Annotated in this window: 27 protein-coding genes and 1 pseudogene; 15 read left to right on the top strand and 13 right to left on the bottom strand. The window is 63.5% G+C overall.

The window, feature by feature from the left end; translation table 11 throughout:
- Nucleotides 1-97 precede the first annotated feature (97 nt).
- Together NKI70_RS06840 and NKI70_RS06835 are read left to right on the top strand one after the other, a co-directional pair.
- Nucleotides 98-769, top strand: coding sequence for an LON peptidase substrate-binding domain-containing protein (locus NKI70_RS06840; RefSeq protein ID WP_023675985.1), 672 nt, complete (start codon nt 98-100; stop codon nt 767-769).
- Nucleotides 770-973: 204 nt separating this feature from the next.
- A complete protein-coding gene (locus NKI70_RS06835; RefSeq protein WP_023675986.1) occupies nt 974-1,213 on the top strand; it encodes a Trm112 family protein in 240 nt (79 codons plus the stop codon).
- A 42-nt stretch (nt 1,214-1,255) separates the two neighbouring features.
- Here the strand turns inward: NKI70_RS06835 and NKI70_RS06830 are convergent, their stop codons facing one another.
- Genes NKI70_RS06830 through NKI70_RS06820 form a run of 3 tightly spaced genes read right to left on the bottom strand, consistent with a single transcriptional unit; the run spans nt 1,256 to nt 7,054 of the window.
- Nucleotides 1,256-4,564, bottom strand: a complete 3,309-nt coding sequence (locus tag NKI70_RS06830) for an error-prone DNA polymerase (protein WP_352636476.1) — start codon at nt 4,562-4,564, stop codon at nt 1,256-1,258.
- On the bottom strand, nt 4,561-6,039 hold the full coding sequence (locus tag NKI70_RS06825; protein ID WP_352636475.1) for a DUF6504 family protein: 1,479 nt from the start codon (nt 6,037-6,039) through the stop codon (nt 4,561-4,563). Before NKI70_RS06825 ends, NKI70_RS06830 begins: the two co-directional genes overlap by 4 nt.
- The gene (locus NKI70_RS06820; protein ID WP_352697025.1) at nt 5,972-7,054 is read right to left on the bottom strand and encodes an ImuA family protein; all 1,083 of its coding nucleotides are present in this window, start codon (nt 7,052-7,054) and stop codon (nt 5,972-5,974) included. Before NKI70_RS06820 ends, NKI70_RS06825 begins: the two co-directional genes overlap by 68 nt.
- A gap of 183 nt (nt 7,055-7,237) precedes the next feature.
- Between NKI70_RS06820 and NKI70_RS06815 the strand changes: the two genes are divergently transcribed.
- A complete protein-coding gene (locus NKI70_RS06815; protein ID WP_352594348.1) occupies nt 7,238-7,660 on the top strand; it encodes a metallopeptidase family protein in 423 nt (140 codons plus the stop codon).
- Nucleotides 7,661-7,667: 7 nt separating this feature from the next.
- The gene (locus NKI70_RS06810) at nt 7,668-8,093 is read left to right on the top strand and encodes a hypothetical protein (RefSeq protein ID WP_352470864.1); all 426 of its coding nucleotides are present in this window, start codon (nt 7,668-7,670) and stop codon (nt 8,091-8,093) included.
- 10 nt (nt 8,094-8,103) lie between these two features.
- Here NKI70_RS06810 and NKI70_RS06805 read toward each other — a convergent pair whose 3' ends face one another.
- Nucleotides 8,104-8,310, bottom strand: a complete 207-nt coding sequence (locus tag NKI70_RS06805) for a DUF1737 domain-containing protein (RefSeq protein WP_352458330.1) — start codon at nt 8,308-8,310, stop codon at nt 8,104-8,106.
- Between the two features lie 28 nt (nt 8,311-8,338).
- A complete protein-coding gene (locus NKI70_RS06800) occupies nt 8,339-9,220 on the bottom strand; it encodes an HpcH/HpaI aldolase/citrate lyase family protein (protein WP_352697023.1) in 882 nt (293 codons plus the stop codon).
- Between the two features lie 278 nt (nt 9,221-9,498).
- On the opposite strand from NKI70_RS06800, the gene NKI70_RS06795 reads away from it, so the two are divergent.
- The 4 genes from NKI70_RS06795 to NKI70_RS06780 are packed head-to-tail and all read left to right on the top strand — an operon-like array spanning nt 9,499 to nt 14,511.
- Entirely contained in the window at nt 9,499-11,043 is a 1,545-nt protein-coding gene (locus tag NKI70_RS06795; RefSeq protein WP_352697021.1) for a DUF4153 domain-containing protein, read from the top strand.
- A 4-nt stretch (nt 11,044-11,047) separates the two neighbouring features.
- Nucleotides 11,048-11,740 (top strand): response regulator transcription factor, encoded by a 693-nt coding sequence (locus NKI70_RS06790; protein ID WP_352450230.1) that lies wholly within the window; start codon nt 11,048-11,050, stop codon nt 11,738-11,740.
- Nucleotides 11,728-13,314 carry an ATP-binding protein gene (locus tag NKI70_RS06785; RefSeq protein WP_352577305.1) on the top strand — a complete coding sequence of 529 codons (1,587 nt, stop codon included), beginning with the start codon at nt 11,728-11,730 and terminating at the stop codon, nt 13,312-13,314. The genes NKI70_RS06790 and NKI70_RS06785 overlap by 13 nt, the downstream gene beginning before the upstream one ends.
- A gap of 30 nt (nt 13,315-13,344) precedes the next feature.
- A complete protein-coding gene (locus NKI70_RS06780) occupies nt 13,345-14,511 on the top strand; it encodes an NAD(P)/FAD-dependent oxidoreductase (protein ID WP_352577303.1) in 1,167 nt (388 codons plus the stop codon).
- Between the two features lie 36 nt (nt 14,512-14,547).
- On the opposite strand, the gene NKI70_RS06775 is transcribed toward NKI70_RS06780, so the two are convergent.
- The 4 genes from NKI70_RS06775 to NKI70_RS06760 form a co-directional block, all read right to left on the bottom strand.
- Nucleotides 14,548-15,036: an SRPBCC family protein gene (locus NKI70_RS06775; protein WP_352577301.1), complete on the bottom strand. Its 489-nt coding sequence runs from the start codon at nt 15,034-15,036 to the stop codon at nt 14,548-14,550.
- Nucleotides 15,037-15,074: 38 nt separating this feature from the next.
- Nucleotides 15,075-15,521, bottom strand: a complete 447-nt coding sequence (locus NKI70_RS06770) for an SRPBCC family protein (protein WP_352470856.1) — start codon at nt 15,519-15,521, stop codon at nt 15,075-15,077.
- Nucleotides 15,521-15,832, bottom strand: coding sequence for an ArsR/SmtB family transcription factor (locus NKI70_RS06765; protein ID WP_031213186.1), 312 nt, complete (start codon nt 15,830-15,832; stop codon nt 15,521-15,523). The genes NKI70_RS06770 and NKI70_RS06765 overlap by 1 nt, the downstream gene beginning before the upstream one ends.
- Before the next feature lie 92 nt (nt 15,833-15,924).
- Nucleotides 15,925-16,350: a GNAT family N-acetyltransferase gene (locus tag NKI70_RS06760; RefSeq protein ID WP_352570056.1), complete on the bottom strand. Its 426-nt coding sequence runs from the start codon at nt 16,348-16,350 to the stop codon at nt 15,925-15,927.
- A gap of 167 nt (nt 16,351-16,517) precedes the next feature.
- On the opposite strand from NKI70_RS06760, the gene leuD reads away from it, so the two are divergent.
- The 5 genes from leuD to leuB all read left to right on the top strand — a co-directional run bounded on the left by leuD (nt 16,518) and on the right by leuB (nt 20,243).
- Nucleotides 16,518-17,123 carry a 3-isopropylmalate dehydratase small subunit gene (leuD, locus tag NKI70_RS06755; protein WP_352724397.1) on the top strand — a complete coding sequence of 202 codons (606 nt, stop codon included), beginning with the start codon at nt 16,518-16,520 and terminating at the stop codon, nt 17,121-17,123.
- A gap of 56 nt (nt 17,124-17,179) precedes the next feature.
- Complete coding sequence (locus NKI70_RS06750) at nt 17,180-18,091, top strand: Ivy family c-type lysozyme inhibitor (RefSeq protein ID WP_352570054.1); 912 nt, start codon at nt 17,180-17,182, stop codon at nt 18,089-18,091.
- Nucleotides 18,092-18,216: 125 nt separating this feature from the next.
- Nucleotides 18,217-18,600, top strand: a complete 384-nt coding sequence (locus tag NKI70_RS06745) for a RidA family protein (protein WP_352570052.1) — start codon at nt 18,217-18,219, stop codon at nt 18,598-18,600.
- 51 nt (nt 18,601-18,651) lie between these two features.
- The gene (locus NKI70_RS06740) at nt 18,652-19,002 is read left to right on the top strand and encodes a VOC family protein (RefSeq protein ID WP_352570210.1); all 351 of its coding nucleotides are present in this window, start codon (nt 18,652-18,654) and stop codon (nt 19,000-19,002) included.
- Between the two features lie 137 nt (nt 19,003-19,139).
- Entirely contained in the window at nt 19,140-20,243 is a 1,104-nt protein-coding gene (leuB, locus tag NKI70_RS06735; protein WP_352577299.1) for a 3-isopropylmalate dehydrogenase, read from the top strand.
- An 88-nt stretch (nt 20,244-20,331) separates the two neighbouring features.
- Here leuB and NKI70_RS06730 read toward each other — a convergent pair whose 3' ends face one another.
- A complete protein-coding gene (locus tag NKI70_RS06730) occupies nt 20,332-20,730 on the bottom strand; it encodes a hypothetical protein (RefSeq protein WP_352697017.1) in 399 nt (132 codons plus the stop codon).
- 539 nt (nt 20,731-21,269) lie between these two features.
- Here NKI70_RS06730 and NKI70_RS06725 point away from each other — a divergent pair.
- Nucleotides 21,270-21,899 carry a hypothetical protein gene (locus NKI70_RS06725; RefSeq protein ID WP_352577295.1) on the top strand — a complete coding sequence of 210 codons (630 nt, stop codon included), beginning with the start codon at nt 21,270-21,272 and terminating at the stop codon, nt 21,897-21,899.
- Nucleotides 21,900-22,206: 307 nt separating this feature from the next.
- Here NKI70_RS06725 and NKI70_RS06720 read toward each other — a convergent pair whose 3' ends face one another.
- The 3 genes and pseudogenes from NKI70_RS06720 to NKI70_RS06705 all read right to left on the bottom strand — a co-directional run bounded on the left by NKI70_RS06720 (nt 22,207) and on the right by NKI70_RS06705 (nt 25,801).
- Entirely contained in the window at nt 22,207-23,007 is an 801-nt protein-coding gene (locus NKI70_RS06720) for a hypothetical protein (protein WP_352697014.1), read from the bottom strand.
- Nucleotides 23,008-23,186: 179 nt separating this feature from the next.
- Nucleotides 23,187-23,881, bottom strand: a pseudogene (locus NKI70_RS33950) (DUF805 domain-containing protein).
- A gap of 84 nt (nt 23,882-23,965) precedes the next feature.
- On the bottom strand, nt 23,966-25,801 hold the full coding sequence (locus NKI70_RS06705; RefSeq protein ID WP_352697012.1) for a DEAD/DEAH box helicase: 1,836 nt from the start codon (nt 25,799-25,801) through the stop codon (nt 23,966-23,968).
- 201 nt (nt 25,802-26,002) lie between these two features.
- Between NKI70_RS06705 and NKI70_RS06700 the strand changes: the two genes are divergently transcribed.
- Nucleotides 26,003-26,152 carry a hypothetical protein gene (locus tag NKI70_RS06700; RefSeq protein WP_352450216.1) on the top strand — a complete coding sequence of 50 codons (150 nt, stop codon included), beginning with the start codon at nt 26,003-26,005 and terminating at the stop codon, nt 26,150-26,152.
- The last annotated feature ends 81 nt before the right edge of the window (nt 26,153-26,233 follow it).

Genomic DNA, 26,233 nt, shown 5'->3' with positions numbered 1-26,233 from the left:
GACGGCGTTCGATTTCAGGTTTCCGGTGTTGCGCCTTGTGCCGGCCGGGAGGAGACGGATTTGGTGCGCTTCCTGACAAAGCGATCGGAGGATTGAGGTGCAGGCGGGAAACGCGCATTACCGGCTCGCTGCGGACTTACCGTCGACCATGCCGATCTTTCCGCTTGAGGGCGCATTGCTGCTGCCGGGAGGCCGCATGCCGCTCAACATCTTCGAGCCGCGCTATCTGCAGATGGTCGACGAGGCGATCGCCGGGCCGCGGCTGATCGGCATGATCCAGCCCAGCCTTGACGGTGCGCTGCGTCCCGACGGCGAGCCGGAGCTCTGCAATGTCGGCTGCGCCGGGCGCATCATTGCGCTGTCCGAGAGCGGCGACGGCCGTTACCTGATTTCGCTGCAGGGCGTGTGCCGGTTCCGTATTGTCCAGGAGCTCACGGTCAAAACACCGTTCCGGCAGTGCCGGTTGGCACCCTTTCTCGCCGATCTCGACGAGGAGCAGGCAGACGCCGAGATCGACCGGCCGGCGCTGCTCAAAGCGTTTCGCGCCTATCTGCAGGCTAACGATCTGGAGGCCGACTGGGAAAGCGTCAGCCGCGCCGAAAACGCCATGCTGGTCAACGCACTGTCGATGATGGCGCCCTACGGGCCGGCCGAGAAACAGGCGCTGCTCGAAGCGGCCGATCTGAAGACACGCGCCGAGACCCTGATCGCCATCACCGAAATGGCGCTGGCGCGCGACAATGAGGATTTCGGTTCGAGTTTGCAGTAGGTTCTTGCCTTCTCCCCTTGTGGGAGAAGGTGGATCGGCGCGCAGCGCCGAGACGGTTGAGGGGTACTGGACGGAGTGCCGTCGGTGCCAAGCTGGAACACCCCTCATCCGACCGAGCTTCGCTCGGCCACCTTCTCCCACAAGGGGAGAAGGAAGTTCGCGCTCGAAACCTTAACCCGATTTGCCCAGATAAGGACAAACCAAATGGCGGATGGACGTGACGGGAACAGGACTGTCGACCCCAAGCTGCTGGAACTCTTGGCCTGCCCGCTGACCAAGGGGCCGCTTGCCTGGGATCCGGAGCGCGGCGAGCTTATCTCGCGGGTGGCAAAGCTTGCCTATCCGGTGCGGGACGGCATTCCGATCATGCTGCCATCGGAAGCGCGTGTCATCACCATAGATGATGCCATGCCACCGCCGCCGCGCCTGGGTGGAACGCCCTGAGTGCTGCGGTTCAGAGCCGCTCCGTCGCGATCTTTCGCGCCTCTATTGAAAATTGCGCCCTTTGGGCATGACCTTCTCTGCCTTTCCCAGTAGTTCCGTTTGCGCGATGCTGCCAGGCTGAGCCTCGTCTGCACTGCTCGACAGTCTGTCCGCAGGCCTTGCCTGCTCAAGCAGCACCGACAGCCACGGCGTCAGATCCTCGACCTTCTCGGCGACGATATGGATGACGTCCGATTCCGATTGCAACTTGCCGGTGACGCGGATGAGACGCGCGCCCATGACGATGGGGCGGAAGCGGTCAAAAGTCCTTTCCCAGAAAATAATGTTGGCGACCGCATTCTCGTCTTCCAGCGTCAGGAAAATCGCCTTGCCATTGCCCGGCCGCTGCCGCACCAGCACGAGGCCGGCGACCGAAACGCGCCGGCCGTCCCGCACCTGGCCGAGCCGCACATTGGGCGTGACGCCGGAACGATCCAGCCTTTGACGCAGGAAGGCGACCGGGTGCGCCTTCAGCGACAGGCCAAGCGAGCGGTAGTCGTGGACGACGTGCTCGCCGAGCGGCATTGTCGGGAGCCTGGTTGCAGGCTCCAGATCGCGCAAGCGGATCGCCGGCTGGTCGAACAGCGGCAGCTTTTCGGCGGCACTCTTGCCGTCGAGCGCGCGGACCGCCCATAGAGCGTCGCGACGGTTCAATCCAAGCGACCGGAAAGCGTCGGCCTGCGCCAGTTTTTCGATCTCGTCGACGTTGAGGCCCGAGCGCAGCCAGACGTCGCGTACGGATGCATAGCCGGCGCCGCGCCTCGACACAAACGCTTCCATGCGCTCCTTCGACAGGCCCTTGACCTGGCGAAAGCCGAGCCGGACGGCATGGCTGGTCCGGATGACGCCGCGCATCTGGGCATGGCGGTCAAGGATACGATCCGGATCGAAAGGCGATTTCTCCAAGGCGCAATCCCAGCCGGAAAAATTGACGTCGACCTCGCGGATCTCGACGCCGTGGTCATGCGCGTCGCGGACAAGCTGGGCCGGCTGGTAAAACCCCATCGGCTGGGAATTCAGGATCGCGGCGCAGAACACGTCGGGATAGAAGGTCTTGAACCAGCAGGAGGCATAGACCAGCAGGGCGAAGGAGGCGGCGTGGCTCTCGGGAAAGCCGTATTCGCCAAAACCCTCGATCTGCTTGAAGCAGCGCTCGGCGAAGTCTTTTTCGTAGCCCTTGGCGACCATGCCGTCGACCATTCTCTTGCGGTAATTGCCGATCGTGCCGGTGCGCTTGAATGTCGCCATGGCGCGGCGCAGTTCATCGGCCTCGCCCGGCCTGAAGCCGCCAGCAACGATGGCGATCTTCATCGCCTGCTCCTGGAACAGCGGCACGCCCAGCGTCCTGCCGAGTATTTTTTCCAGTTCCGGCTTGGGATATTCGGGTTTTTCCTTGCCTTGCCGGCGGCGCAGATAAGGGTGGACCATGTCGCCTTGGATCGGGCCGGGCCGCACGATCGCCACCTCGATGACGAGGTCGTAAAAGCTTTTCGGCCGCAGCCGCGGCAGCATCGACATCTGCGCGCGCGATTCGATCTGGAAGACGCCGATCGTGTCGGCACGGCAGATCATGTCGTAGACATGCTTGTCCTCGGCAGGCAGAGTGGCCAGCACATAGGGCAGGCCGTACTCGTCCCGCGCCTGCGGATAATGATCCTGGAGCAGGGTGAAAGCGCGCTGCAGACAGGTCAGCATGCCGAGCGCCAGCACGTCCACTTTAAGGATTTTCACCGCGTCGAGATCGTCCTTGTCCCACTCGACCATCTTGCGCTCGTCCATCGCCGTCTTGACGATGGGCACGATCTCGTCGAGCCGGTCCCGGGTGATGACGAAACCGCCGACATGCTGCGACAAATGACGAGGAAAGCCCATGATCTCGTTGGCGCATTCGATCACATGCCTTGTCGATGGATCGGTCTGATCGAGGCCGCCGGCCTTTGTCTCCTTTTCGCCGAGCTCCGAGGTCGACCAGCCCCAGATCGAACTGGACAGCGCGCCCCGGACGTCGTCCGACAGGCCCATCGCCTTGGCCACTTCGCGCATCGCCGAGCGGCCCCGGTAGCTGACGACGGCGGCGGCCAGCGCGGTGCGCTTGGTGCTGTATTTGGAATAGATGTACTGGATGACCTCCTCGCGCTTTTCATGCTCGAAATCGACGTCGATGTCGGGCGGCTCGTTTCTTTCCTCGGAAATGAAGCGTTCGAAAAGCGTTTCGATCTTGTCCGGGCCGACTTCGGTGATGCCAATGCAGAAGCAGATGATCGAGTTGGCGGCAGAGCCGCGCCCCTGGCAGAGAATGTTCTGGCTGCGGGCGAATTTGACGATGTCGTGGACAGTCAGGAAATAGCGCGCGTAGTTCAGGCGCTCGATCAGAGCGAGCTCCTCCTCGATGCGCTGCGTCACAAAAGCGGGCACGCCCGAGGGGTAGCGGATGGCGGCTCCCTCCTTGGCCAGCCTTTCCAGTTCGGCCTGCGGCCCAAGACCCGATTCCGTCGGCTCGTCGGGATAGTTGTATTGCAGGTCACTGAGCGAGAAGGTCAGCTCGCCGGCAAAACGCAGCGTTTCCGCCAGCGCTTGCGGATGCCTGCGGAAAAGCCGTGCCATCTCCAGCGGCGGCTTTAAGTGACGCTCGGCATTGGCCGCCAGCTCCAGCCCCACCTCGGCGACGGGCACATTGAGGCGGATCGCCGTCAGCACGTCCTGCAGCGGGCGCCGTTCCGACGTATGGTAGAGAACATCGTTGGTCGCCATCAACGGGATGCCGGCCAGCTCCGCCATCGCCGCCGCCTGCTCGATACGGAAGCGGTCGTTGCCGCGGTAATCCGGCGAAACCGCAAGCCGCAGGTTTTCACCGAAACGATCCGTGAGCCGGCTAAGGAGTGCGAGGCTGGTTTCCGCGTCCGCCGACACATCCGGCAGTATGGCGAGCGACAGGAGATCGCCCCATTCGAGAAGATCGCTCTGTTTGAGGAGCGTCGCCCCTTTTTCGTTCTCGTCACGCAGATTGGCCTGCGTCAGCATGCGGCAGAGATGCCCCCAGCCCTTGCGATCCTGCGGGTAGGCGAGGATGTCCGGCGTGCCGTCGCAAAAAACCAGGCGGCAGCCGGGATGATAGGAAGCACCCTCCACCTTGGCCTGCTGCCAGGCGCGCACCACGCCCGCCACCGTGTTGCGGTCGGCGAGACCGATCGCCGAAAACCCCAGGAATTTTGCCGCGACCACCAGCTCCTCCGGTTTCGAGGCACCGCGCAGAAACGAGAAGTTCGACTGGATGCCGAATTCGGCATAGGGGTTGGCCGTCAGCGCATTCATGCGAAGATCCCATGCATGAACCAGCGTGGCGAGGGCTGCGAGGCGCTGTAAAGGCCCTGGCGATAGAGCCAGTAACGGCGGCCGTCGGCATCCTCGATGCGGAAATAATCCCGGGTCGGGGCATCTTCTCGTCCCGCCGCCCCTCGCCACCATTCCGGCGCGATGCGCTCCGGCCCTTCGGCGCGCGCGACCCGATAGAGCGCGCGCCGCCAGCGGAAGTTCAAAGGCGGGCCTTCCGGCATTTCGGTGGCCGGCACCTCGATCGGCTCGGGCGAACGGAAAAGCCGGATCGGCCGTTCCGGCTGGAAGACGGTCGAGGGAGCGTCCTTCGCCTTGTCCGGCTGCTTCGGCGGCGAGCTTCTCTGCGGCGCCTCCGTGAAGGGAAGGGTGGCGACGGCGCGCTCCGGCAAATGGCTCTCGACGGCGACCGGCTTCAAGACCGCGCCTTCGCCGAGCCGGGCGCGAATGCGGTCGGCAAAAAGCGCGATATCGGCACCGTCGTCGCTCGTCTCGCCGGCAAGGTCGGCCTGCTGCATGTCGAAGGCGGCGGCGGTCAGCACCGAAAGGCGCACGAGATCGAAGCCATAGCCGGCGTCGATATCCTGTTCGAGCGCGGCAAGCCTTTCGTGGAACAATTTCTGGATCAGCCGCGGCTCGCGCAGAGGCCGCGAGGTGCCGACGGCGATGCGGCTGACGCCGCCATCGACGCGGAAAAGCAGCAGCGCCAGCCGCCTTGCGCCCTCGCCGCGACGCTCGAGGTCGCTCTTCAAGGTGGTCGCCAGCATGCCGGTCAGCCGCTCGATGTCCTCGGTCAGCATGATCGGCTCGGCAAGGTGACGCTCGACCGAAAGCGGTGCCACCGGCAGGCGCGGCGACACGGCCTCCTCGAGGCGGCCAAGCGCCTGGTCGAGACGCAAGAGCAGCGATGCGCCGAAGCGGCGGGCCAGCGGCGCGCGCGGTGCCGCCATGACGGCGCCCGCCGTGCGCAGGCCGACGCTTTCGAGGCTGGCGCGTACCTCCGGGTCGATGCGCAGCGCCGCCAGCGGCAAGGGCGCGAGAAGCGCTTCCTCCTCACCATCGGGCACGATGCGGTCGCCAGCAAACCGCGCCGCCGCCCAGGCAGCACCAGGCGTGGCGGCAAGCCCGGCGCGGACATCGAAGCCCTGATGGAAAAAACGCGACAGGATATCGTCCAGCATCGAGCGTTCGCCGCCGAAAAGATGGGTGCAGCCGGTGACGTCGAGATAGAGGCCGTCGGTCCCGTCAAGCGCCACCAGCGGGGTATAGCGGTCGCACCAGTCGGCGAGGCCTTCGAGCAGGCGCCGGTCGGCCTCCGGATCGGCCTCCACGATGTCGATCGAGGGATGCATGGCGCGTGCGTCGGCTATGCCCATGCCGCGCTTCAGATTAAGCGCCTCGGCCCGCTCGTCGAGGGCGGCGATGCGCTGGGCGTTCCGGTCGCGGTGACTGATCACCAGCGGCAGGTGATCCGACGGCCGGGAACGCCAGGACCGCCCCAGACGCTGCCGCAGGATCCTCTCGGCGGCGAGATGCGGAAACCACAGGGATAGGAGTCTTTGGCCGTTCTGGGGCCCATTCCTGAGACCTTCCTTGCTCGCCCCGTCTTTCTTCGAATATGCGTTCATCGGGGTTCCACTCCAGTGTGAATTTTCCGGGCAAGGCCGTGCGGCTCTTGCCGATGGCGACGGTGAAGGCGGGTCGGCCGATCGAGCCGGCGAGCGGCCCGGCAAGCGTCTTACGCGTTGCCGCCGGTGCCGCCGACAGGATGAGGCGGACGGGCGCTGCCGTCGGTTCGGGCTCGCCGGCCTGGCGCAGCAGGAACAGCGGCCGGCCCGCACTCTGCGCGCGGGCGTGCAGCCGCCGCGTCGCGGTGAGGTCAAGCCGCTGCGGGCTGCCGCGGATTTCGAGGATGACGGCGGCCAGCGCCGTCATCCGGGCAGCCTCCTCGGCGATCCACAGCGCATCGAGCAGCCTTGGCGCCTCGGAAAACAGCAATTGCTCCGGCTCGATGCCGAAGAAGGCGTGAAGCCCCCTGGCATAGGGAAAGCCGGCCTCGCGGAAAACCTCGGATGTGCCGATCCACAGCACCGGCAATCGCGGCCCCTGGCTGAGGATCAGGCTGACGAGCGACAAGGCAAAACCGGCAACGGCCCCGGCATCGCGGGTCGCGGCGCCATGAAACTCGCTCACCGCCGCCTTCGGCAGGCCGCCGCTCAGCGCAGCATCGAGGCGCTCGGCGCCGGTGCGCAAAAACGCATCGGGCGGCGCCATGGCGAGGCCGCGCCGGACAATGGTCAGATTCCGAGCGGGTGTCGGATGCCGAGAGGGTGTCAGACTCTGACGAGAGACATCCGCGTCAAACGACGAACTGGCCGGCGCCTCCAGGCGCTCGGGCAAGGTCCCTTCGATCTTCGCGATCTGGCGGCGCAGGGCAAAAACAGTCTCCCGCGCCACGGCGCTTGTCGCCATGACGGTCAGCTTCCACTCACAATTGTTCCTGTTATGTTCCCTAGAATTCCAGAGGCCGGCCAAAGAGTCAAGCGGAGTCATGGGGAATTTATTCCTGTAGTGGGGGCGTGACACGGTCACCCCAGCCCGACCATTTGCCGAGTCCGGCCCGAAAGCCTATATGCCGGGATCAAAGGACAAAGCATGGCTCGCATCTACCAAACACGCATCTGGCACGACCAGCTTTCGCCAACGATGGAGGAAATCGAGCTCCTGGCGCTGGAGGCCTATGCCCATCTGCCGGAGGACTTTCGCAAGTTGACCGGCGAGATCGTCATTCAGATCGCCGAATTCCCGACCGACGAGATCATGGACGACCTTTCGCTGGAAACGCCCTTCGACCTGCTCGGCCTGTTCGAGGGGCGCGGCATCGCCGAGCGCTGGAACCCGCAGACCGGCGAGGGGCCGAACCGCATCACGCTCTATCGCCGCGCCATCCTCGACTACTGGGCCGAGAACGAGGAAACGCTGGGCGACATCGTCACCCATGTGCTGATCCACGAGATCGGCCACCATTTCGGCCTGTCGGACGACGATATGGAGCGGATCGAGGAAGCGGCTGAATAGCACTCAGATGACAGAAGCAGAATTTGCCGATCTGATCGATTGCAATTGGCCGTATCACGACATTTCACTGAGCCGGGAACTGATCGAATCCGCAGTGAGGATTTCGCCGAATGCCGCGTTCTTAGCACTTAGCGAGCTTTGCCATCTGCCCGCAAGTGCTGCCGTCGAGCCCGCCATTCTCCTAGCTCTGGTCGACTTTTGGCTATCCGAAGTCGACCACCCGGTGGCATCTCTGACTGCAGAATGCGCGATCTCCTTGATCGAACGCAAGCGACTGCCGGTTCCCGAGATACTTACGAAGATGGGTTACGTCTCCGGTTATCCCGGCCTCCTTGCAGCGCTATCGATACTCTATTTCAGCTGCGATGACGTCGACGGGCTCGCAGACGCGCGGCTCAACGAAATCAGAGCCGTCTGGGAAAGGCTGCCGTAGCCGGTAGCACCTACCAATCGCTGAGCTTGGTGTCGGGGCCGTATTCCTGGCCCTCGATGTCCTTCACCACGGCCTGGCCGCAGCGCATGGTCTTGGCCTCCTTGTCATAGGCATAGGTCGGCGAGCCGAACAGGTGCCAGCCCTTGTTCAGCGCCGCCGTCACCTTGTGGCAGAAGCTGGCATCGTCCGGGCCGGACAGAAAGCGGTAGAGTTTCATTCTTCAATCCTGTCGTCAGTTACGTTAGTCATGCGCGAACAGCGGCGGCCTTCGCCAGCAGTTTTTCGGCCTGCGCCAGATGCAGCCGCTCGACCATCTTGCCGTTCAGCGCAACTACCGCCCTACCGGTATTTTCGGCGAACGCGAAGGCATCCTTGACCGCGCGCGCCTCGGCTATTGCTTCGGGCGACGGTGCAAAGGCGCGGTTCGCGGCTTCGATCTGAGCTGGATGGATCAGCGACTTGCCGTCAAAACCCATGGCGGCCGCTTCCGTGCACTCGCGCGCAAACCCGTCCATATCGCGAAAATCATTGAAGACGCCATCGAGCAGGTCGAGGCCGCCGGCGCGCGCGGCGAGCACCATCTGCATCAGCCATGGAACGAGATAGCGCCGGTCGGGCATGGCGAGAATTCCGGTGTCCTTGACCAGGTCATTCGTTCCGGCAGCGAAACACACCAGTCGAGAGGCCGGATCGCGGCCGAGCTCGGCAATCGGCCCAATGTTGAGCAGCGCCTTGGGCGTCTCGATCATCGCCCATAGCTTGACTTCGTCGGCGATAAAATTGTCGTCGAGCACGTCGCCGGCCTCGAGAATGTCGCGCGGCGTGTCGACCTTGGGCAGCAGGATGGCGTCGGGCGAGCATTTTGCCGCGGCCAGCAGGTCGGCGCCGCCCCACTCGCTCGACAGCGCGTTGATGCGCACGACCATCTCGCAGCGCCGGTTGGAATGGCCGGCGAAAATCGCCGCCAGTTTTTCGCGCGCGGAAAGTTTATCGGCCGGGGCGACGGCGTCCTCGAGATCGATGACGACGGTATCGCAGGCCAGCGATTGGATCTTGGCCAGCGCCTTGTCGTTCGAAGCCGGGACGTAAAGCACCGAGCGGCGCGGGCGGTAGCTTTCGGTGGTCATCTTCGATCTATGCCGCCTGCAGCTAGCCGAGGCAAGCCGTGCATAAAAACTGCACGCAATTTCGGAAAATCTCCTCGTCTCCGCCCCGCTTGCCACCCGACCGGATGCGACAAGGGCGGCATGCAAGAGCAAAAGAACTCCCGTTGGTCCCTGCCGTACCGGCTTCGCCGCGAAAGCTGGTGGCTCGTCGATCCGCCCCAGACTTTGGCAACCCTCCTCCCTTTCGTCCGGAAATCCCTGCCCACCAGCCGCATCAAAGCCGCCGAGAAAGCCCGATCATGACAGTATTCCTCTCGGCGGCGCCGAGCTATTGCAGCCGCTTCGGCGTTGCCGTCCTGCTCGTCGCGTTGGCCGATTTCTTCTTCTATGGCCAACCGGCGGGCATCACGCTTTTCCTGTTCGGCGTTGCGATTGCAGCGGCGAGCATGGCTCTCCATCCTCTCGACGTCTTCAACGATGGCAGGTTCTGGTTCAAGCCGGTTGCGCTGTTTATGGCGCTGCTGCCGCTTGTGGAAAATGTCAGCGCACTGTCCGTCTCGATCGCGCTGGCGGCGACGGCCATCCTCGCGCTTTCACTGGCCGGACGGTTGCGGCGCGGCCTTGCCCGTATTGCCGGCCAACTCTCGCTGTTCCTGCTTGCAACGCCATTTCGGCTCGTCCTTGATTTCTTCCGCTGGCGCACGGCGGCGCGGCGGCTTGGCCGGCGGCGCGTGCGCCTTGCGGCGATCGCCGTCTGGGTCATGCCGCTGGGCCTCGGCGCAGTGTTCCTCGCGCTGTTCGGCGCCGCCAATCCGGTCATCGAATATTGGTTCTCGCTGATCGACCTGATGGCACTGCTCGACGTCGTCCAGCTGCCACGTCTCGGCTTCTGGCTGTTCGTGCTTGCCTGCGTCTGGGCCTTTCTGCGGCCGCGGCTGCCGCGCTTTCTCCGCCGCCGCAGGGTGTCGCCAGCCAGCGCACCGGCGACGCCGGCCACCAGGACCACCATCGAGGACATCGTCTTCGGCAAGGCCGCTATCCTCCGCGCGCTCGTCGTCTTCAACATCCTGTTCGCGGTGCAGAGCGCACTCGACGCCACCTATCTGTGGGGCGGCATCGCGCTTCCCGACGGGCTGACCTATGCCGCCTACGCGCATCGCGGCGCCTATCCGCTGATCGTCACGGCGCTGCTGGCCGCCGGCTTCGTGCTGGCGGCGCTGCGGCCGGGAAGTGCGACCTCCGGCGATCCGCTCATCCGCCGGCTGGTTTATGCCTGGGTGGCGCAGAACATCCTCCTGGTGATCTCGTCGATCCTGCGGCTCGATCTCTATATCGGTATCTATGCGCTGACCTATTGGCGTGTCGCTGCGTTCGTCTGGATGGGGCTGGTGGCGGCGGGCCTTGTCCTGATCATAGCCCGCATCGCGCGCGAAAAGTCCAACGAATGGCTGCTTGCCGCCAATCTTCTGACGCTATCGGCGACGCTCTATGCCTGCTCGTTCATCAACTTTGCCGCGCTGATTGCCAACTACAATGTCGACCATTGCTTCGAAATGACCGGCCAAGGCACCCAGCTCGACGTCTGGTACCTGCGCTCGCTCGGGCCCGGCGCCTTGCCGGCGCTCGATCGCTTCGTCCAGCACCAGAGCAGGACGGTTTCCGCGGAGGATGCCTCCATCCGCGAACTCGCCGGCTGGTATGCACAGGACGAAGCACGCTTCCGCGCCGGCCAGGAAAACTGGCGGGGCTGGAGCTTTCGTGACTGGCGGCTCAACCGCGCCCTCGACAGGCGTGGCCCGTTCGTGGTTCCTCCGATGTCCGAACCCTTCATGCCGGGCCGCTGATTTGATGCCGCACCACATACTGGTCGCCGACGACGACCCGCACATTCGCGAAATCATCTGCTTCGCGCTGGAAAAGGCCGGCATGAAAACGCTGGCGGTGCCGGACGGCGCGGCTGCCTTGCAGGCGATAGAGCGCCATGCGCCCGATCTCGTCGTGCTCGACATCGGCATGCCGGAAATGGACGGGCTGGAAGTGTGCCGGCGGCTGCGCCACACATCCGACCTGCCGGTGCTGTTCCTGTCCGCGCGGGATGAAGAGATCGACCGCGTCCTCGGGCTGGAGATGGGCGGCGATGATTATGTCACCAAGCCGTTCAGCCCGCGCGAGCTGGTCGCCCGCGTCAACGTCATCCTGCGCCGCGCGCGGCCCACGCCGGAACCAGCCGACGACCGGCAATTCTCGCATGGCAGACTGTTGCTGGTTCCGGCAAGCCATACAGCCAGCTTCGACGGCAAGCCGCTGGCGCTGACGTCGATCGAATTCGCGATCCTGAAAGGCTTTTTGGCGCGGCCGGCGTATGTGCTTGGCCGCGACATGGTGATGGCCAACGCCTATGCGGCCAATATCCATGTCGCAGACCGCACCGTCGACAGCCATATCCGCAATATCCGCGCCAAGCTGGCGGCCGTCGGCTGCGTCGATGCGATCGAGACCGTGCACGGCGTCGGTTTTCGGCTGGGCGGATGCGGCGCGTGAGCGCCCAAGAACTGATTGGCAGCAAATGGCGGCCTCGCCTCGCCACGGTCGTCATCGCCATCCTGATCATGGTGATGGCGCTGCCGCTGGCCGGCCTGTTTTTCTTCCGGCTCTACGAGAACCAGCTGATCAGGCAGACCGAGGCCGAGCTGATCGCCCAAGGCGCCGCCCTTGGCGCGATCTATGCGCAAGAGGTTCGCGAGGCCGGCCTTGCCCCGGAAAAGCTCGGCGCACCCGTGCCTTCACCCAACACCAGCGATCGGGCCTCTCCCTACCAGCCAATCGAACCGCGCCTCGATCTTGCGTCCGACAGGATCCTGCCGACCCGGCCCGCGGCCACCGCGGCCAGCGCCGATCCCGCCTTCGCGGCAATCGGCGCACGCCTGTCGGGCATTCTTGCCGAGACGCAGAAGACCACGCTCGCCGGCTTCCGGCTGCTCGATCCCAGAGGCGTGGTCATCGCCGGCCGTGAGGAGGCCGGCCTGTCGCTCGCCGCTGTCGACGAGGTTCGCGCAGCGCTTGCCGGCCGCTACGCCAGCGCGCTCAGGCTGCGGGTTCCCGACCAGCCGTCGCCGCCGCTCTATTCGGTCAGCCGCGGCACCAAGGTTCGCGTCTTTGTCGCCATGCCGGTTGCGGTCTCCGGCAAGGTCGCCGGCGTCGTCTATCTGTCGCGGACGCCGAACAACATCGTCAAGCATCTCTATGGCGAGCGCGGCAAGGTGGCGCTGGCGGCAATCACCATCCTCGGCGGCGCGCTGCTGATCGGGCTGGTCTTCCTGCGCGCCGTCAGCCGTCCGATCTATGCGCTGATGGAACGCACGAAACGCATCGCCGCCGGCGACCGCGCGGCGATCAGGCCGCTCGATCACCACGGCACGCGCGAAATGGGTGAACTCTCTGCTGCTTTCCTCGACATGGCCGAAAAGCTGCACGCACGCTCCGACGGCATCCAGACCTTTGCCACCCACGTCTCGCACGAGCTCAAATCGCCGCTGACGGCGATCCAGGGGGCCGCCGAACTGCTGCGCGATTCGGGCAGCGCGATGGACGAGGCCGAGCGGCGGCGCTTTTCGGACAATATCGTCACCGATGCCGGCCGGCTCAATCTGCTGGTGCGCCGCCTGCTCGACCTGGCGCGCGCCGAAAATCTCGAGCCGAGCGGCGAAAGCACGTCGCTCACTGCTGCACTGGCGCTGCTGCCGGCCGACGACAGGCTGGCGGTGCGCGTCGAGGCGGGCACCGAGATCGGGCTGCGCATATCGGCCGAAAACGCTGCGATCGTGCTGGCCAATCTCATCGACAATTCGGCGCGGCACGGCGCGACGCTGGTATCGGTCACAGCCGCAAAAGCGGACGGCAAGGCCACCATCGTGGTCGCTGACGACGGCGCCGGCATTTCGCCCAGCAACCGAGGCCGCATCTTCGAGCCGTTCTTCACCACGCGCCGCGATTCCGGCGGCACCGGCATGGGCCTCGGCATCGTGCTGGCCCTCCTGAAAGCGCATGATGGCACGATCCGGCTGGTTGACTCGGCGAGCGGCACGCGCTTCGAGATCATCCTGCCGGCGGCGTGACTCGGCGGTTCAGATCGGAAGGGCCAAAAGGTGCATTACGACATCGTCATCATCGGCGGAGCCATCGTCGGCTCCTCGGTCGCCTATTATCTGCGCGAGGAAGGGTTTTCGGGCTCGATTGCGCTTGTCGAGCGTGACCCGCAATTTTCTCATGCGGCGACCACACTGTCCTGCGCTTCCATCCGCCAGCAGTTCTCGATCCCGGAAAACATCCGGCTGTCGCAATTCACGCTGAAACTGTTCCGGCGGCTCAGGGAAGAGTTTGGCGCGGACGCCGATATCGGCTTTCGCGAAGGTGGCTACCTCATCCTTGCCGGCGAGAACGGGCTGCCGATCCTGCGGGCCAACCACGAGGCGCAGATGGCCGAGGGCGCCGACATCGTGCTCGAGAATGCGGAGGCGCTCGTCCGCCGCTTTCCGTGGCTGTCGGTCGAGGGCATTTCCGCCGGCGCCTATGGCCGCAGCGGCGAAGGCTGGTTCGACGCGCATGCGATGCTGATGCTGTTCCGCAAGGCACTGCGAAGCAAGAACATCGATTTCATCACAGCGTCGGCGACCGGTATCGAGCGGCAAGGGAAGCGCGTCGCCGGCGTGACCCTCGACAATGGCGAGCGGCTCGAGGCCGGCACCGTCGTTAACACCGCCGGGCCGAATGCCGGCAAGGTGGCAGCAATGGCCGGGCTGGCGCTGCCGGTGGAGCCGCGCAAGCGCAATGTCTTCGTCTTCGAGGCGCGCGAAAAATATGACGACATGCCGCTGCTGGTCGACCCGAGCGGCATCTATGTCCGGCCGGAGGGCTCGGTCTACATCACCGGCGGCGCCGAGCCGGAAGAGGGCGAAGGACCGGCCGACCCCGCCGACTTCGACCCCGACTGGCCGCTGTTCGAAGAGGTGATCTGGCCGGTGCTGGCGACCCGCATTCCAGCCTTCGAGGCGATCAAGCCGACGCGCGCCTGGGTCGGCCATTACGACTACAACACGCTCGACCAGAATGCGGTGATCGGCCCGCACCCGGAGGTCGGCAATTTCCTCTTCGCCAACGGGTTTTCCGGTCACGGCTTGCAGCAGGCTCCGGCGGTCGGCAAGGCGCTGGCCGAACTGATCGTGCATGGCGGCTATCGCACGGTGGATTGCTCGGCGTTCGGGTACAGCCGGATCGCCGACGGGCGGCCGTTTCGGGAATTGAATGTAATTTAACGCCGGCGCGAAGGGATGCTACCGTTGCTTGGTGGATTAAGCCGCCACCAAGCCGCCCGTACCAAGATACGCCTGAAGCCAGCCCAGCACCCGGGCCCAGCCTTCGGCATGCTTCGTTGCGGCAGCAGCGAGGCCGGCGAAGCCGCCATGGCAGATGGTGACGCGTGTGCCGCCGGCGATCGGCTCCAGCAGCCAGGCGACTTTGGTTTCGCGGCGGCCAAGCGTCGGATGGTCCCAGTCGTATCTCCGCGTCTGCACGATCCGGCGCGGCTCTTCGATCTCCAGGAATTCGCCGCTGGCGGGCAGGTGTCTGCCGGCCGCCGTCTCGACGGTGACGCTCCAGCGGCCGCCGACGCGGAGGTCGGCCGCCCATCCGGTCATCCGGTAGGTCCTGGCGGACCCCCACCAGCGCTCGACCTCGCGTGTAACGAGCGCGTCAAATATCCGCTCGGGCGGCGCGCGAACATCGGCGCTCGCCATAACGGTCTCGCCATTGGTCATGCTGTGCACCGCGGAACTGTACATCGCCCTGTCTCCAGAAACGTTTCGCTATCGAAACAACCTCAAGCCTTCGACGCCGGGCGCGACAGGCCTTTGCCGGTTTCGAGCAGGCTCTTCAGGCTGGACAGGATGAGCGGCCAGCCGTTCGCCACATGGCCAAGCAGCTTGTGCGGTCCATCGGCTTCGTGTGTGATGGCGAGCTTCATCATCTCGCCCTCCTGCTCGATGGCGAAGGTGCAGCGTGTGTAGCCGTCCGCCTTGACCTCGGGCATGAACTCGTTGCGCCATTTGAGCACGATGCGCTTGGGTGGATCGATCTCGAGGACCTCGCCGCTGTCGGTGACGCGGCCGTCGGTGTAAACCATCTTCCACGCCGAACCTTGTTTCCAGTCGCTTAGCATCTGGGCGCCGAGGAAATATTGCCGCTGGAACTCCGGCTCGGTCAGTGCTTGCCAGAGTTTTTCGGGCGAAGTGCGGATGTAGGTGACATAAACGAAAATGTTGCTCATCAGTCTTCCCTTTCGAGACGTTTCTTCAAATCGCTGAGGGCGCCCAGTCGCCCCCGCTCGAATTTGCCGATCCAGCGTTCGGCGATCTCGTTGATGGGAACCGGATTCAGATAATGTTGCTTCTCGCGTCCCTTGCGGATGGTGGTGACGAGGTTTGCTTCTTCCAGGATCGCCAGATGCTTGGTCACCGCCTGGCGCGTCATGTCCATCTCACCGCACAGCGCGTTCAGCGTCTGCCCGTTCCTGGCATGAAGGCTGTCCAGCAATCGCCGGCGTGTCGGGTCGGCCAAGGCGCGAAAGACGGCATCCATGCTCATGACTCTAATATGCAACCATTTGGTTGCATGTCAAGAGGCAGAACCCTAGCCAAGAATGCGCGGGTTGAGGTCGCTGGGAGTGGATTTCAGCGCTTGCGGCCGAACCAGAATGCGTTGGGCATGCGCTCCATGCCGATACGCTCATAGAAGCCGACGGCGTCGGGCATGGAGATCAGGCTGATGGCAACGGAAGGTCCGAGTTGCCGGCGTGCCTCATCCATCAGGCCCTTGCCGATACCCAGCCCTTGCGCCGATGCAGAAACAGCGAGCTCGGAGATATAGCAGACCCAGGAAAAGTCGGTGACGCCGCGAGCGACACCAACCAGCGGCTTGCCCGGTGCATCGATGCGCGCGGTGAGCACCAGGGCGGCACTCGTGAGCATCGCCTTCAAACGGGCATGATCATCGACGGGCCGTGTCTCGCCGAGGCCGGATTCCACCAGAACGCGGCGGAACTCGGCGATGCCGAGGCCCGGTTCGCTGGCGTAAAGGATCGTGGATCGCGTTGTCATGTCGACAAAAGTGCACCATGGGCTGGTGGTTTTGAAGCTGTTTTGTACCGATTTTGTGTTTCGATCGACGACGGAAGTCCAAAAACAGCCGTCTTTTATTTGCCCGCGGCATTGTGTAAACCGAGCGCCAGCAATTCCCCGCAACGAGAAGAAGACGGGCAAGAACCATGGAAAAATTCACCAAGCTCACCGGTGTCGCCGCGCCGATGCCGATCGTCAATGTCGACACCGACATGATCATCCCCAAGGATTATCTCAAGACGATCAAGCGCACGGGGCTCGGCACCGGCCTGTTCGCCGAAATGCGTTACAAGGACGACGGCTCGGAAAACCCGGACTTCGTGCTCAACAAGCCGGCCTACCGCAAGGCGCAGATCCTGGTCGCCGGCGACAATTTCGGCTGCGGCTCGAGCCGGGAACATGCGCCGTGGGCGCTGCTCGATTTCGGCATCCGCTGCGTCATCTCGACCTCGTTCGCTGACATTTTCTACAATAACTGCTTCAAGAACGGCATCTTGCCGATCACCGTCAGCCCGGAAAACCTGGAGAAGCTGATGGACGATGCCTCGCGCGGTTCCAACGCGACGCTGTCGGTCGATCTCGAAGCCAAGGAAATCCGCGGGCCGGACGGCGGCGTGGTCAAGTTCGACCTCGACGAATTCAAGCGCCACTGCCTCTTGAACGGCCTCGACGATATCGGCCTGACCATCGAGAAGGCCGGCGCCATCGCTTCGTTCGAGAAGAAGAACGCCGAGCTGCGGCCCTGGGCATAGGCTCTAAAGCCGCGCCGACGGTCAGCCTCTACGCCAAGTGTCCGGGGAGGGATGTGATGACACGCTTGCTTGTTGCCGCTGCCTGCGGACTGCCGCTGATGCTGCTGCCCCCGGCGAGCGTCTATGCCCAGACGCAGACGCCCGCCACGGAAGCGCCAGCGGCAGATCAAGGCGCCAGCGACACAGCCGCCGCCGACGATGACAAGCAGGCGCCGATCCCGTTCGAGGGCGGCCAGCTGACCATCACCCAGGAGGAAGAATACGGGGAACGGGTACTCGCCTTCGACGGCAAGGAACTGGCGCGCAATTACGACGTCTTCTTCGACAAGATCGTCGAGGTCGGCGGCGTCAAGGTGGCGCTGGTCGATGTCGGCGACGGCGGCAACCAGTGCGGCCCGGCCAAGGTGATCGTGTGGAAGCCGGAGGGCGGTGCGATCCAGACGACCACGGTCGAGCAGGATGAATGCGGCGCGCCGCCGGCCGCGATCTCCGACAGCGCCGTCTATTTCGTACCCTATCTGCTGCCGGGCGATTCCAAGCCGGCGCTGCAATGGTCGCCGACGGACGGACTGACGACGTCCGGTAATCTGACCTACATGCCGGAGCCGGGCACCGACTGGAAAGACATCGATCCGTCGAAATACGACAACATCATTGATGCCTTTCACAACGAGGCCGTCTACAGGCTAGCCGAGACGCTGCTCGGCAAGGACATGCCCGACATGGCGACCAGCCTGCTGGTCGGCGGCGGCACGGAAAAAACCGCGTCGGGTGCCTTCTTTGCCAGCGGCTGCGTGCCGCATGATTGCGGTGGCAATGACGGCTTCATGGCGGTCGACCCGGTCAAGCACAAGCTGTATTTCGCCCGCCGCGGCGACAAGCCCGAGCCGGACGCGTGGCCGGCGGTGAGTACATGGCCGGCCGACGTCAAGGAAGCGCTGGACAAGGCGCTGGGGTCGCCGAATTAGAAATCGTTCTGCCGCGATCCTTCGCGCGCCCCTCTGTCCTGCCGGACATCTCCCCCACTTGGGGGGAGATCGGCCGTCACCGCCGCTTTCGCCAAACCGCCTACGCTGCAAAAAAGGAGGACACCATGCGAAAACTGATCTCCACCGGTTCGCCCTTCGAGAAGACCGCCGGCTATTCGCGCGCCGTGGTGCAGGGCGACTGGTGTTTCGTGTCCGGAACGACCGGCTACGATTATGCGACCATGTCGATGCCGGAGACCGTGGAGGCACAAACGCGCAATTGCCTGACGACGATCGCCAAGGCGCTCGGGGACGGCGGCTTCGAGACGGCCGATGTGGTGCGGGCGCATTACTATATCACCGATGCGGCTTTCGTGGATGTGGTGTTCCCGATCCTCGGCGAGGCCTTTGGCGAGATCAGGCCGGCGGCAACGATGATCGTGTGCCAGCTCAACAAGCCGGAGATGAAGATCGAGATCGAGGTGACGGCGCTGCGGCGCACAGCCTGATGCCTGTCACGGTTGCGACAACGACACGGTTAGCACGAGGATCGGCCCATGGTGAAGGTCAGGCGCATCGTTGCAAACATAGACACGCAGGATATCGCGGCGGCAAAACCCTTCTATCAGGATGTGCTCGGCCTCGATCTCAAGATGGATATGGGCTGGATCGCTACCTACGGCTCGCAAGAGACGATGTCCGTGCAGGTCAGTTTCATGGCCGAAGGGGGATCAGGAACGCCGGTGCCGGACATCTCTATCGAAGTCGACGACGTCGATGCCGCGCTTGAAAGCATGAGGACGGCCGGCTTTGCCATCGAATACGGTCCGGCGGACGAACCCTGGGGCGTGCGGCGCTTCTTCGTACGCGACCCGTTCGGCAGGCTGGTCAATATCCTTTCGCATCTCTAGGCATTTTGTCTTGAGCATCGGATTTTCCCAAAACCGGTTTCCACTTTTGGGTCCGATGCTCTGAACCGCAGGCTTGCGCGCCGGCCGCTTGGCGTTTAGCAAGGCCGCGGCTCACGACACAATCAGGACGGTTCCCCATGGCTTCGAAAAATCTTCTCCTGCTTGCCGGCGACGGCATCGGCCCCGAGGCGATGGCCGAGGTGAAGAAGCTGATTTCCGCCATGAACGACAGGCTCGGCAGCGATTTCGTCACCGATGAGGGCCTTGTCGGCGGCTGCGCCTACGACGCGCATGGCGCGGCGATTTCCGATGCCGACATGGCCAAGGCAATGGCGTCGGACGCGGTGCTGTTCGGCGCCGTCGGCGGACCGAAATGGGATGCGGTGCCTTACGAGGTGCGCCCGGAGGCGGGTCTGCTGCGGCTGCGCAAGGACATGGAGCTGTTTGCCAATCTCAGGCCGGCAATCTGCTATCCGGCGCTGGCGGCGTCCTCCTCGCTGAAGCAGGAGGTGGTCGAGGGGCTCGATATCCTGATCGTGCGCGAGCTCACCGGCGGCGTCTATTTCGGCGAGCCTAAGCAGATCATCGACCTCGGCAACGGCCAGAAGCGCGGCATCGACACCCAAATATACGATACGTTCGAGATCGAGCGCATTTCGGGCGTTGCCTTCGAATTGGCGCGCACGCGCAAGAATCACGTCACCTCGATGGAAAAGCGCAATGTGATGAAGTCGGGCGTGCTGTGGAACGAGGTCGTCACCCAGACGCACAAGGCCAAGTATGCCGACGTCAAGCTCGATCACATGTTGGCCGATGCTGGCGGCATGCAGCTGGTGCGCTGGCCGAAGCAGTTCGACGTCATCGTCACCGACAATCTGTTCGGCGACATGCTGTCCGACATCGCCGCCATGCTGACCGGCTCGATCGGCATGCTGCCGTCGGCCTCGCTCGGCGCGCCGGATGCGAAGACAAAAAAGCGCAAGGCGCTCTACGAGCCGGTGCACGGCTCGGCGCCCGACATCGCTGGCAAGGGCATCGCCAATCCGATCGCCATGATCGCCTCCTTCGCCATGTGCATGCGCTATTCCTTCGGCATGGTTGAAGAGGCCGACCGGCTGGAAGGCGCGATCGCCGCCGTGCTCGATCAGGGCTTGCGCACCAGGGATATTCATTCACCGGGGATGACCGAGGTCGGCACCGCTGAGATGGGCGACGCGATCATCGCCAAATTTTTGGGCTGATCCCGTGTCGGTCGACGTCCGCTGGGCGACGACCGGGGATGCGGCGGCACTCGCCACCGTGCTTTGCGAGATGGCGGCACAGGGCAATTCATGCCGAGCCCTTGCCGGATCGCGCCAGCGTGAGCGTGTCGATCCGTTTCTTCCTGCCTGAGATAAATTCGACGATGCGGTGCGTTTCGTAACTCCGCACAACGAACGAAGGCGCGGTCCAAAGGTCGTCGATCGTGATGTCATGATCGCGGAGGCGCCCCAGTGCCAGCGACACGCTGAAACTGCGGTTCTCGTTCATTCTGCGGAAGCGCATATGTACGATGTTGCGCTTTTCGGCGATCGAAAGCAGCTCGTATAGGTCGAGCGGTTCCCCCTGAGCGCTTCTGAACGCGGTGTGGGAGTTTATGACGCGCGCCTCCACGCGGCCTTTCTGCGAACGTGGGTTATCGGTGCAGCCATGTTTTGGCCAAGGCCAGCCAAGATTGTCGAAGAACACCCGGCCGCCGTGTGGGCATTGATAATAGAACACCTGCTTGCCGCAGACCGGGCAATGCGCGTTTGGGTTGACATATGAAACGACGGTGCCGAACGGTTTGATGGCCGCCGCACCTGGGCCGCTGCTGTAGCCGGAACACCAGCGGCTATCGGTATGAATCGGCGTCGGCCGGCCGCCCCTATACCGAAATTCGATTTGGCCGCCGCACGTGTGGCAAGTCGGCATGACTGCTCCCTGCGCGATCAGGTGCGCAACCTCGATATAGTCGAGTGTGAGACGTTATAGCTGCGGGCGATCTCGGTCAGCAATTCCTCACCTTTGTGCGAAATCCGTGAATTATGCACAAGCCGGCTCGATCTCAATACGATTAACCCGAACTGCTATTTGTTTCGCATACTGATTCAAACGTTTGACATTTGGTTGGCAATTACGTATATTCATCTTGTCGGATGGCTCATGACGAGCACACCGCAAATTGAAGGACGGCTAAAGTGATTAATCTGTTAAGCGAACAGTCTGAATCGGTTCGGTGGCGACTGATGGTGGGCGCGGCAAAGAAGGCGGCCGAGGCGCAGGGTTATTCCCTAGCCCGCGTGCCGGGACGGGGCCTGTCGAACATTTGGAACATCACCAAGGACGGCAAGACGACAGTGGCCGCGATCCGCACTACGCGCGACCGCTACATCGCCTTCCCTCCGTTGAAAGGGGGCACGAAGTGGAAGACGCTTGATGATGTCGAGACTGTCATCGTTGCGACGGTGGACTCGAAGGATGACCCGGAAAACGTCGAGGTCTACATTTTCCCGGCCGATGACGTGCGCAAGCGTTTCAACGCCCACTATGCCGCCCGCTCCAAGGAGGGGCAGACTATCAAGGATAATTTCGGCATGTGGGTAGGGCTCGACCGCGACAATCGCGGTATTGCCGCCAGTGTCGGGACGGGCATTCTCGATCACTACAAGCGTGTCGCGGTCTATGCGATTTCCGATCTACTCGCCGACAATCCTCACGAAGAAGCGGGCAGGGAAGAGGTAGAGCACGCGCCCGAGACGGTCGAACCTAGCTTGTCCACAATCGCCGAAGTGATGGCCTGGGCGAGAGACCGCGTGGCCCAGCTTGCAGGCGTGCAGGTGGAGGCGGTGAAGCTCGATTTGAAGATCGAGTATTGATGCCTGCGTTGACGGCCGGCTTAACCTCCTCTAATAGGATTCTTATCAATCCTATTAGAGGAGTGACGAATGCCAAATCTCGTCAAGGTGAAGCTCGACTACAGCGCCGTAGGGTCGCTTCTCGAAGACCTCCAGGTCGGCCGGCGTGACGACGTTAAATTGAGAATTCGTGCTGGGATTGTCTCGGCTCATGTGAAGCGAGCGGATGGCCGCGTTCAGTCAGCCACGACAATGCTTAACGGACAATTTCGGCAACTGACCGATTTCAATCCGTCAGGATTGACGCCAGCGGCGCGGCGAAGGATTGTCAAGAAACTCCGCAAAGATGGCCATCGTCAAACCGCAATCGCCGATCTGATCGGCGTATCGCAAGCGACCGTCTCACTCGATCTCCGGAAATAGAATGAGCGTTAAGGGTCTCGCCGGCCGCTAACAATGGCGATGATGCCCACAACGGCTGATGTCGCTTCAATGCAATGGCGGCATCGCGGAAGCCGGCAGTGCGCTGATGTTGTAGTCGCAAGGCAAGGTCTAGCGCTGTGCGCGCATGTTTACGCACTTCCTCGGCCGCGCCGCCCCGCATCTCAACAGCGACATAGGCCTCAATCATGCGCTTATAGTCGGTAGTGCTCACGCGCACATCCGCCTCGGTTGGATGCTTCGTAGGGTCGAAAACTTCCTGGGCAACTGAAATAAGGGCTTCCCGGCAAAGCAGACCGATCGCTTGGAACTGCTCCTCGGTCTTCGCGCGGGAGAGGCGCTCACGCGCATCTACAATAGTTCGATCGACACGAGCCCAGCCGGTAGGCGGAGTCTCTGCCACCCGGGAAGCGCGAACGCGAGAAATCAGCGGCGCAAATAGATCGGCGACATAGGCGCGCCGGGGTCCATAGCCCGCGATGTCAGCGCTCCATTTTCCATACCATTGCCAAAGGTCGCTGTAGGGCAGCGGGTTCTCAATTTCCCGGTTGCGCAGTTCGTCAGCTACCGTGCGATAATCCTCCTGGAACTCATTATTCACCTCGCCGATGCGAGCGCCACCAGTGGCAACGCTGATCATCACGGCTCGCAGCTTGTCGAGTAAGGCGAGTAGTTCCGGGTCCGTCATGGACGATTCCTCGTGCGCGCGCTAGCGTGGGTCTCCTCCATGCGCGCTGAAATACGCTGCACAACCCCCTTCGTCATTTCTAAAAACAGGTCGAGCTCCTCAGCGTTGAAGTGCCGACGGCACGGGCAGAAGGTGTTCCTTAGGCTGTCGTCTGGCGGGGCACTAGACTAAGGACGACACTAAACCCTGACACCCGCCGGCACGGGACCCCACTTGTTCTCGCGCGGCTGGGTCGGGATCAGCGCAAAGATCAGGATGATCACGGTGCCGAAGGTCGGGATCAGGAAAAGCAGGAAGAGCCAGCCGGTCAGGCCGATATCGTGCAGGCGACGCACGTTGAGCCCGAACCACGGCAGGGCTGTCGCCAACAGGAAGAGACCGGAGAGGCCGACTGTCACTGCCGGCAGGTCAGCGACATTGCCCATTGCGCCGTCGATAAAGACACCGATGCCTATGACCACGAGCAGCGCGATTATCCAGAACAGGCTATAGCCCCAATATTCCTTGCGGCGGGCGCGGCCGGCGAAGTTGAAGTAATTCTCGGTCAGACCCAGCCAGAAATAGTTCCACAGGCCGGCCGATTCGGCCGGACTTTGTTCAGCGGAACGGCCGAAATGTTGCGGCTGACGTGCCGCTGGCGCATTGCCGGCCTGAGACGGCGCGGCGGTTGCAGTGGAGCACTGGCAGGTTGGGCGCGGATCGAAAAAACATCGCGTGCCCGTCCGCCAGCCGGCTGGAATTCGACGGTCGTACCTCCGGCAACCGATGCTTCGCGGCGCAAATCTTCGCGCGCCAAAGTGTAGCGGTTGCCGTCGGCTCCGGTGATGAAGCCGAAACCCTGGTCTTCGTCGTAATGAAGAACTTCGCCGCGCATGTCCTGCCCACCCCCATTTCCCCGCCCCAGACTGTGCAAAGTTCCGGCAGACCGCAAGGGGCGTGCGGAAATGGAGAGTGCCGGCTATTTACCCCGGCCGTTCTTCGATTTCTTGTGTTTCGCAGGTCCGCCTTCGAACTTCGCCTTGGCCGGTTTCCCGGCCCAGGGCTTCGCCTCGAATGCCGGGCGCTGGTCGGCCGGTGCGCGCTTCTCGAATTTGGGCGTGTTCTGATCGAAGGTGCGCTTGCCGCGGTGCGGCTTCTTGTCGGGCCGTGGTTCCTGATAGCCGGCCCGCGACAAATCCGGCGTGCCGTCCAGCCGCTTGACCGCAATGTTGCCCTGCAGCTTCCGGTCGGGGCCGATCGCAGCGAGGAAACGCTCGGCCCAGTCCGCCGCGATCTGCACGAAGGTTTCCTCCGGCTGCATCTTGATGGCGCCGATCTCGCGCTTGGAAATGCCGCCTGTCCGGCACAGCATCGGGATCAGCCAGCGCGGCTCGGCATTCTGCCGGCGTCCGACCGACAGCGAGAACCAGACGCTGTCGCCGAAATCGTCGCGGCGGCTCGGTGTCTCGTCCCGCCGCGCAAATTTTTCGCCCGACGGCGTGAACGCTGCCACGTCGAGAAGATCCTCCGGCGCCGAGTGGCTGGAGCGGCACATCCGCACGAAGGCGGCGGCAACCTGTTCGGGCCCGTGCTGATCGAGAAGCGCCTCGACGAAGCCGCTCTCCTCATCCTTCATAGGCTCGCTGAAGACCGGATCAGCGAGAATGCGCTCGTCGTCGCGCCGTATCACGTCGTCGGCCGACGGCGGGCTCGCCCAGGTTGCCGCAAGGCCGGCACTTTGCAGCAGCCGCTCGGTGCGCCTGCGGGCACTATTGGGCACGATCAGCGCGCTGACGCCCTTGCGTCCCGCACGACCCGTGCGTCCGCTTCGGTGCAGGAGCGTTTCCGGGTTGGTCGGCAGGTCGGCATGGATCACCAGCTCGAGATTGGGCAGGTCGATGCCGCGTGCCGCGACGTCGGTGGCGATGCAGACCTTGGCGCGGCCGTCGCGCATCGCCTGCAGCGCGTGGCTGCGCTCGTTCTGGCTAAGCTCGCCGGACAGCGCCACGACGGAAAAGTTGCGGTTGTTGAAGCGCGCTGTCAGGTGGTTGACGGCGGCGCGGGTGTTGCAGAACACCAATGCATTCTTCGCCTCGTAGTAGCGAAGCACGTTGATGATGGCGTTTTCGCGGTCCGCCTGGGCGACGCTCAGCGCCCGGTATTCGATGTCGAGATGCTGCTTTTCCTCACCGGAGGCCGAGATGCGTACCGCATCGCGCTGGTAGCCTTTGGCCAGCGTGGCGATGGAGCGCGGCACGGTCGCGGAAAACATCAGCGTGCGGCGATCGGCGGGTGCGGCATCGAGGATGAATTCCAGATCCTCGCGAAAGCCGAGATCGAGCATCTCGTCGGCCTCGTCGAGCACCACTGCCTTGAGCGCCGACATGTCGAGCGAATTGCGGGTGATGTGGTCGCGTAGGCGGCCGGGCGTGCCCACGACGATATGGGCGCCGCGCTCCAGCGCGCGCCGTTCGGTGCGCATGTCCATGCCGCCGACGCAGGACGCCACCGTGGCGCCGGTCAGTTCGTAGAGCCATTCCAGCTCGCGCGTTACCTGCAGGGCCAGCTCCCGCGTCGGCGCTACGGCCAGCCCCAGGGGTGCCGCCGCGTGGGAAAAGCGCTCCGCGCCATCGAGAAGGGTCGGCGCCAAAGCCAAACCGAAGGCGACGGTCTTGCCGGAGCCGGTCTGGGCCGAAACCAGCGCATCGGCCTGGCCAAGCTCGAGAACGGCCTTCTGCACCGGCGTCAGCTCGACATAGCCGCGTTTTTCCAGCGCCTTTGCCAGCGCGGGGACAATAGCTTCGAAATTGGACATCTTGCTCTTTCGAAATTCGGATTCTGAATACCCGGCGACGGGTCAAATGTCGGCAAGCGCCACAGACGGGCGCCACGAGCCAGACGATGCTCGTTCGTACTTGGTGCCGCCGTCATTGTACAGGGCGGGCGGGTCGGCCTGGTTGCGATTGACTCTAGACGTAAACCGCGTAAAAGCCGGCACCGAACGGGATAGTTTTCGATGCGCGGCCTTTTGATGGCGCTTTCTGCCTTCGACATCCCCGGCCCCAATGCGAACCATTGGGCCGGGCGCGTCGCTGCGTCTCCTCGTTCCAGCAAAATCACGTTCTTGCTCAAAAAAACCGGCAAAACGACCACCAAAACGGTCTGATTCCCTTGGCCTAACCACCCTCTCCCGGGTCCGGCCCGGGGGTTGAAACCCGCATCGGCCGGCGGGTTTTCTCCAGAAAAC

The sequence above is a fragment of the Mesorhizobium sp. M0500 genome (genome assembly GCF_040321165.1).
Lineage (GTDB): Bacteria > Pseudomonadota > Alphaproteobacteria > Rhizobiales > Rhizobiaceae > Mesorhizobium.
This window is presented reverse-complemented; position numbering and strand designations above follow the sequence as displayed.

Coding starts and splice junctions, on each gene's coding strand:
- NKI70_RS06815 (WP_352594348.1), top strand. CDS start 7,238: ATGGCTCGCATCTACCAAACACGCATCTGGCACGACCAGCTTTCGCCA.
- NKI70_RS06760 (WP_352570056.1), bottom strand. CDS start 16,350: ATGACAACGCGATCCACGATCCTTTACGCCAGCGAACCGGGCCTCGGC.
- NKI70_RS06765 (WP_031213186.1), bottom strand. CDS start 15,832: ATGGATGCCGTCTTTCGCGCCTTGGCCGACCCGACACGCCGGCGATTG.
- leuD (WP_352724397.1), top strand. CDS start 16,518: ATGGAAAAATTCACCAAGCTCACCGGTGTCGCCGCGCCGATGCCGATC.
- NKI70_RS06835 (WP_023675986.1), top strand. CDS start 974: ATGGCGGATGGACGTGACGGGAACAGGACTGTCGACCCCAAGCTGCTG.
- NKI70_RS06820 (WP_352697025.1), bottom strand. CDS start 7,054: ATGGCGACAAGCGCCGTGGCGCGGGAGACTGTTTTTGCCCTGCGCCGC.
- NKI70_RS06725 (WP_352577295.1), top strand. CDS start 21,270: ATGGTGGGCGCGGCAAAGAAGGCGGCCGAGGCGCAGGGTTATTCCCTA.
- leuB (WP_352577299.1), top strand. CDS start 19,140: ATGGCTTCGAAAAATCTTCTCCTGCTTGCCGGCGACGGCATCGGCCCC.
- NKI70_RS06770 (WP_352470856.1), bottom strand. CDS start 15,521: ATGAGCAACATTTTCGTTTATGTCACCTACATCCGCACTTCGCCCGAA.
- NKI70_RS06745 (WP_352570052.1), top strand. CDS start 18,217: ATGCGAAAACTGATCTCCACCGGTTCGCCCTTCGAGAAGACCGCCGGC.
- NKI70_RS06785 (WP_352577305.1), top strand. CDS start 11,728: ATGCGGCGCGTGAGCGCCCAAGAACTGATTGGCAGCAAATGGCGGCCT.
- NKI70_RS06800 (WP_352697023.1), bottom strand. CDS start 9,220: ATGACCACCGAAAGCTACCGCCCGCGCCGCTCGGTGCTTTACGTCCCG.
- NKI70_RS06720 (WP_352697014.1), bottom strand. CDS start 23,007: ATGACGGACCCGGAACTACTCGCCTTACTCGACAAGCTGCGAGCCGTG.
- NKI70_RS06810 (WP_352470864.1), top strand. CDS start 7,668: ATGACAGAAGCAGAATTTGCCGATCTGATCGATTGCAATTGGCCGTAT.
- NKI70_RS06790 (WP_352450230.1), top strand. CDS start 11,048: ATGCCGCACCACATACTGGTCGCCGACGACGACCCGCACATTCGCGAA.
- NKI70_RS06830 (WP_352636476.1), bottom strand. CDS start 4,564: ATGAATGCGCTGACGGCCAACCCCTATGCCGAATTCGGCATCCAGTCG.
- NKI70_RS06705 (WP_352697012.1), bottom strand. CDS start 25,801: ATGTCCAATTTCGAAGCTATTGTCCCCGCGCTGGCAAAGGCGCTGGAA.
- NKI70_RS06775 (WP_352577301.1), bottom strand. CDS start 15,036: ATGTACAGTTCCGCGGTGCACAGCATGACCAATGGCGAGACCGTTATG.
- NKI70_RS06795 (WP_352697021.1), top strand. CDS start 9,499: ATGACAGTATTCCTCTCGGCGGCGCCGAGCTATTGCAGCCGCTTCGGC.
- NKI70_RS06700 (WP_352450216.1), top strand. CDS start 26,003: ATGCGCGGCCTTTTGATGGCGCTTTCTGCCTTCGACATCCCCGGCCCC.
- NKI70_RS06750 (WP_352570054.1), top strand. CDS start 17,180: ATGACACGCTTGCTTGTTGCCGCTGCCTGCGGACTGCCGCTGATGCTG.
- NKI70_RS06805 (WP_352458330.1), bottom strand. CDS start 8,310: ATGAAACTCTACCGCTTTCTGTCCGGCCCGGACGATGCCAGCTTCTGC.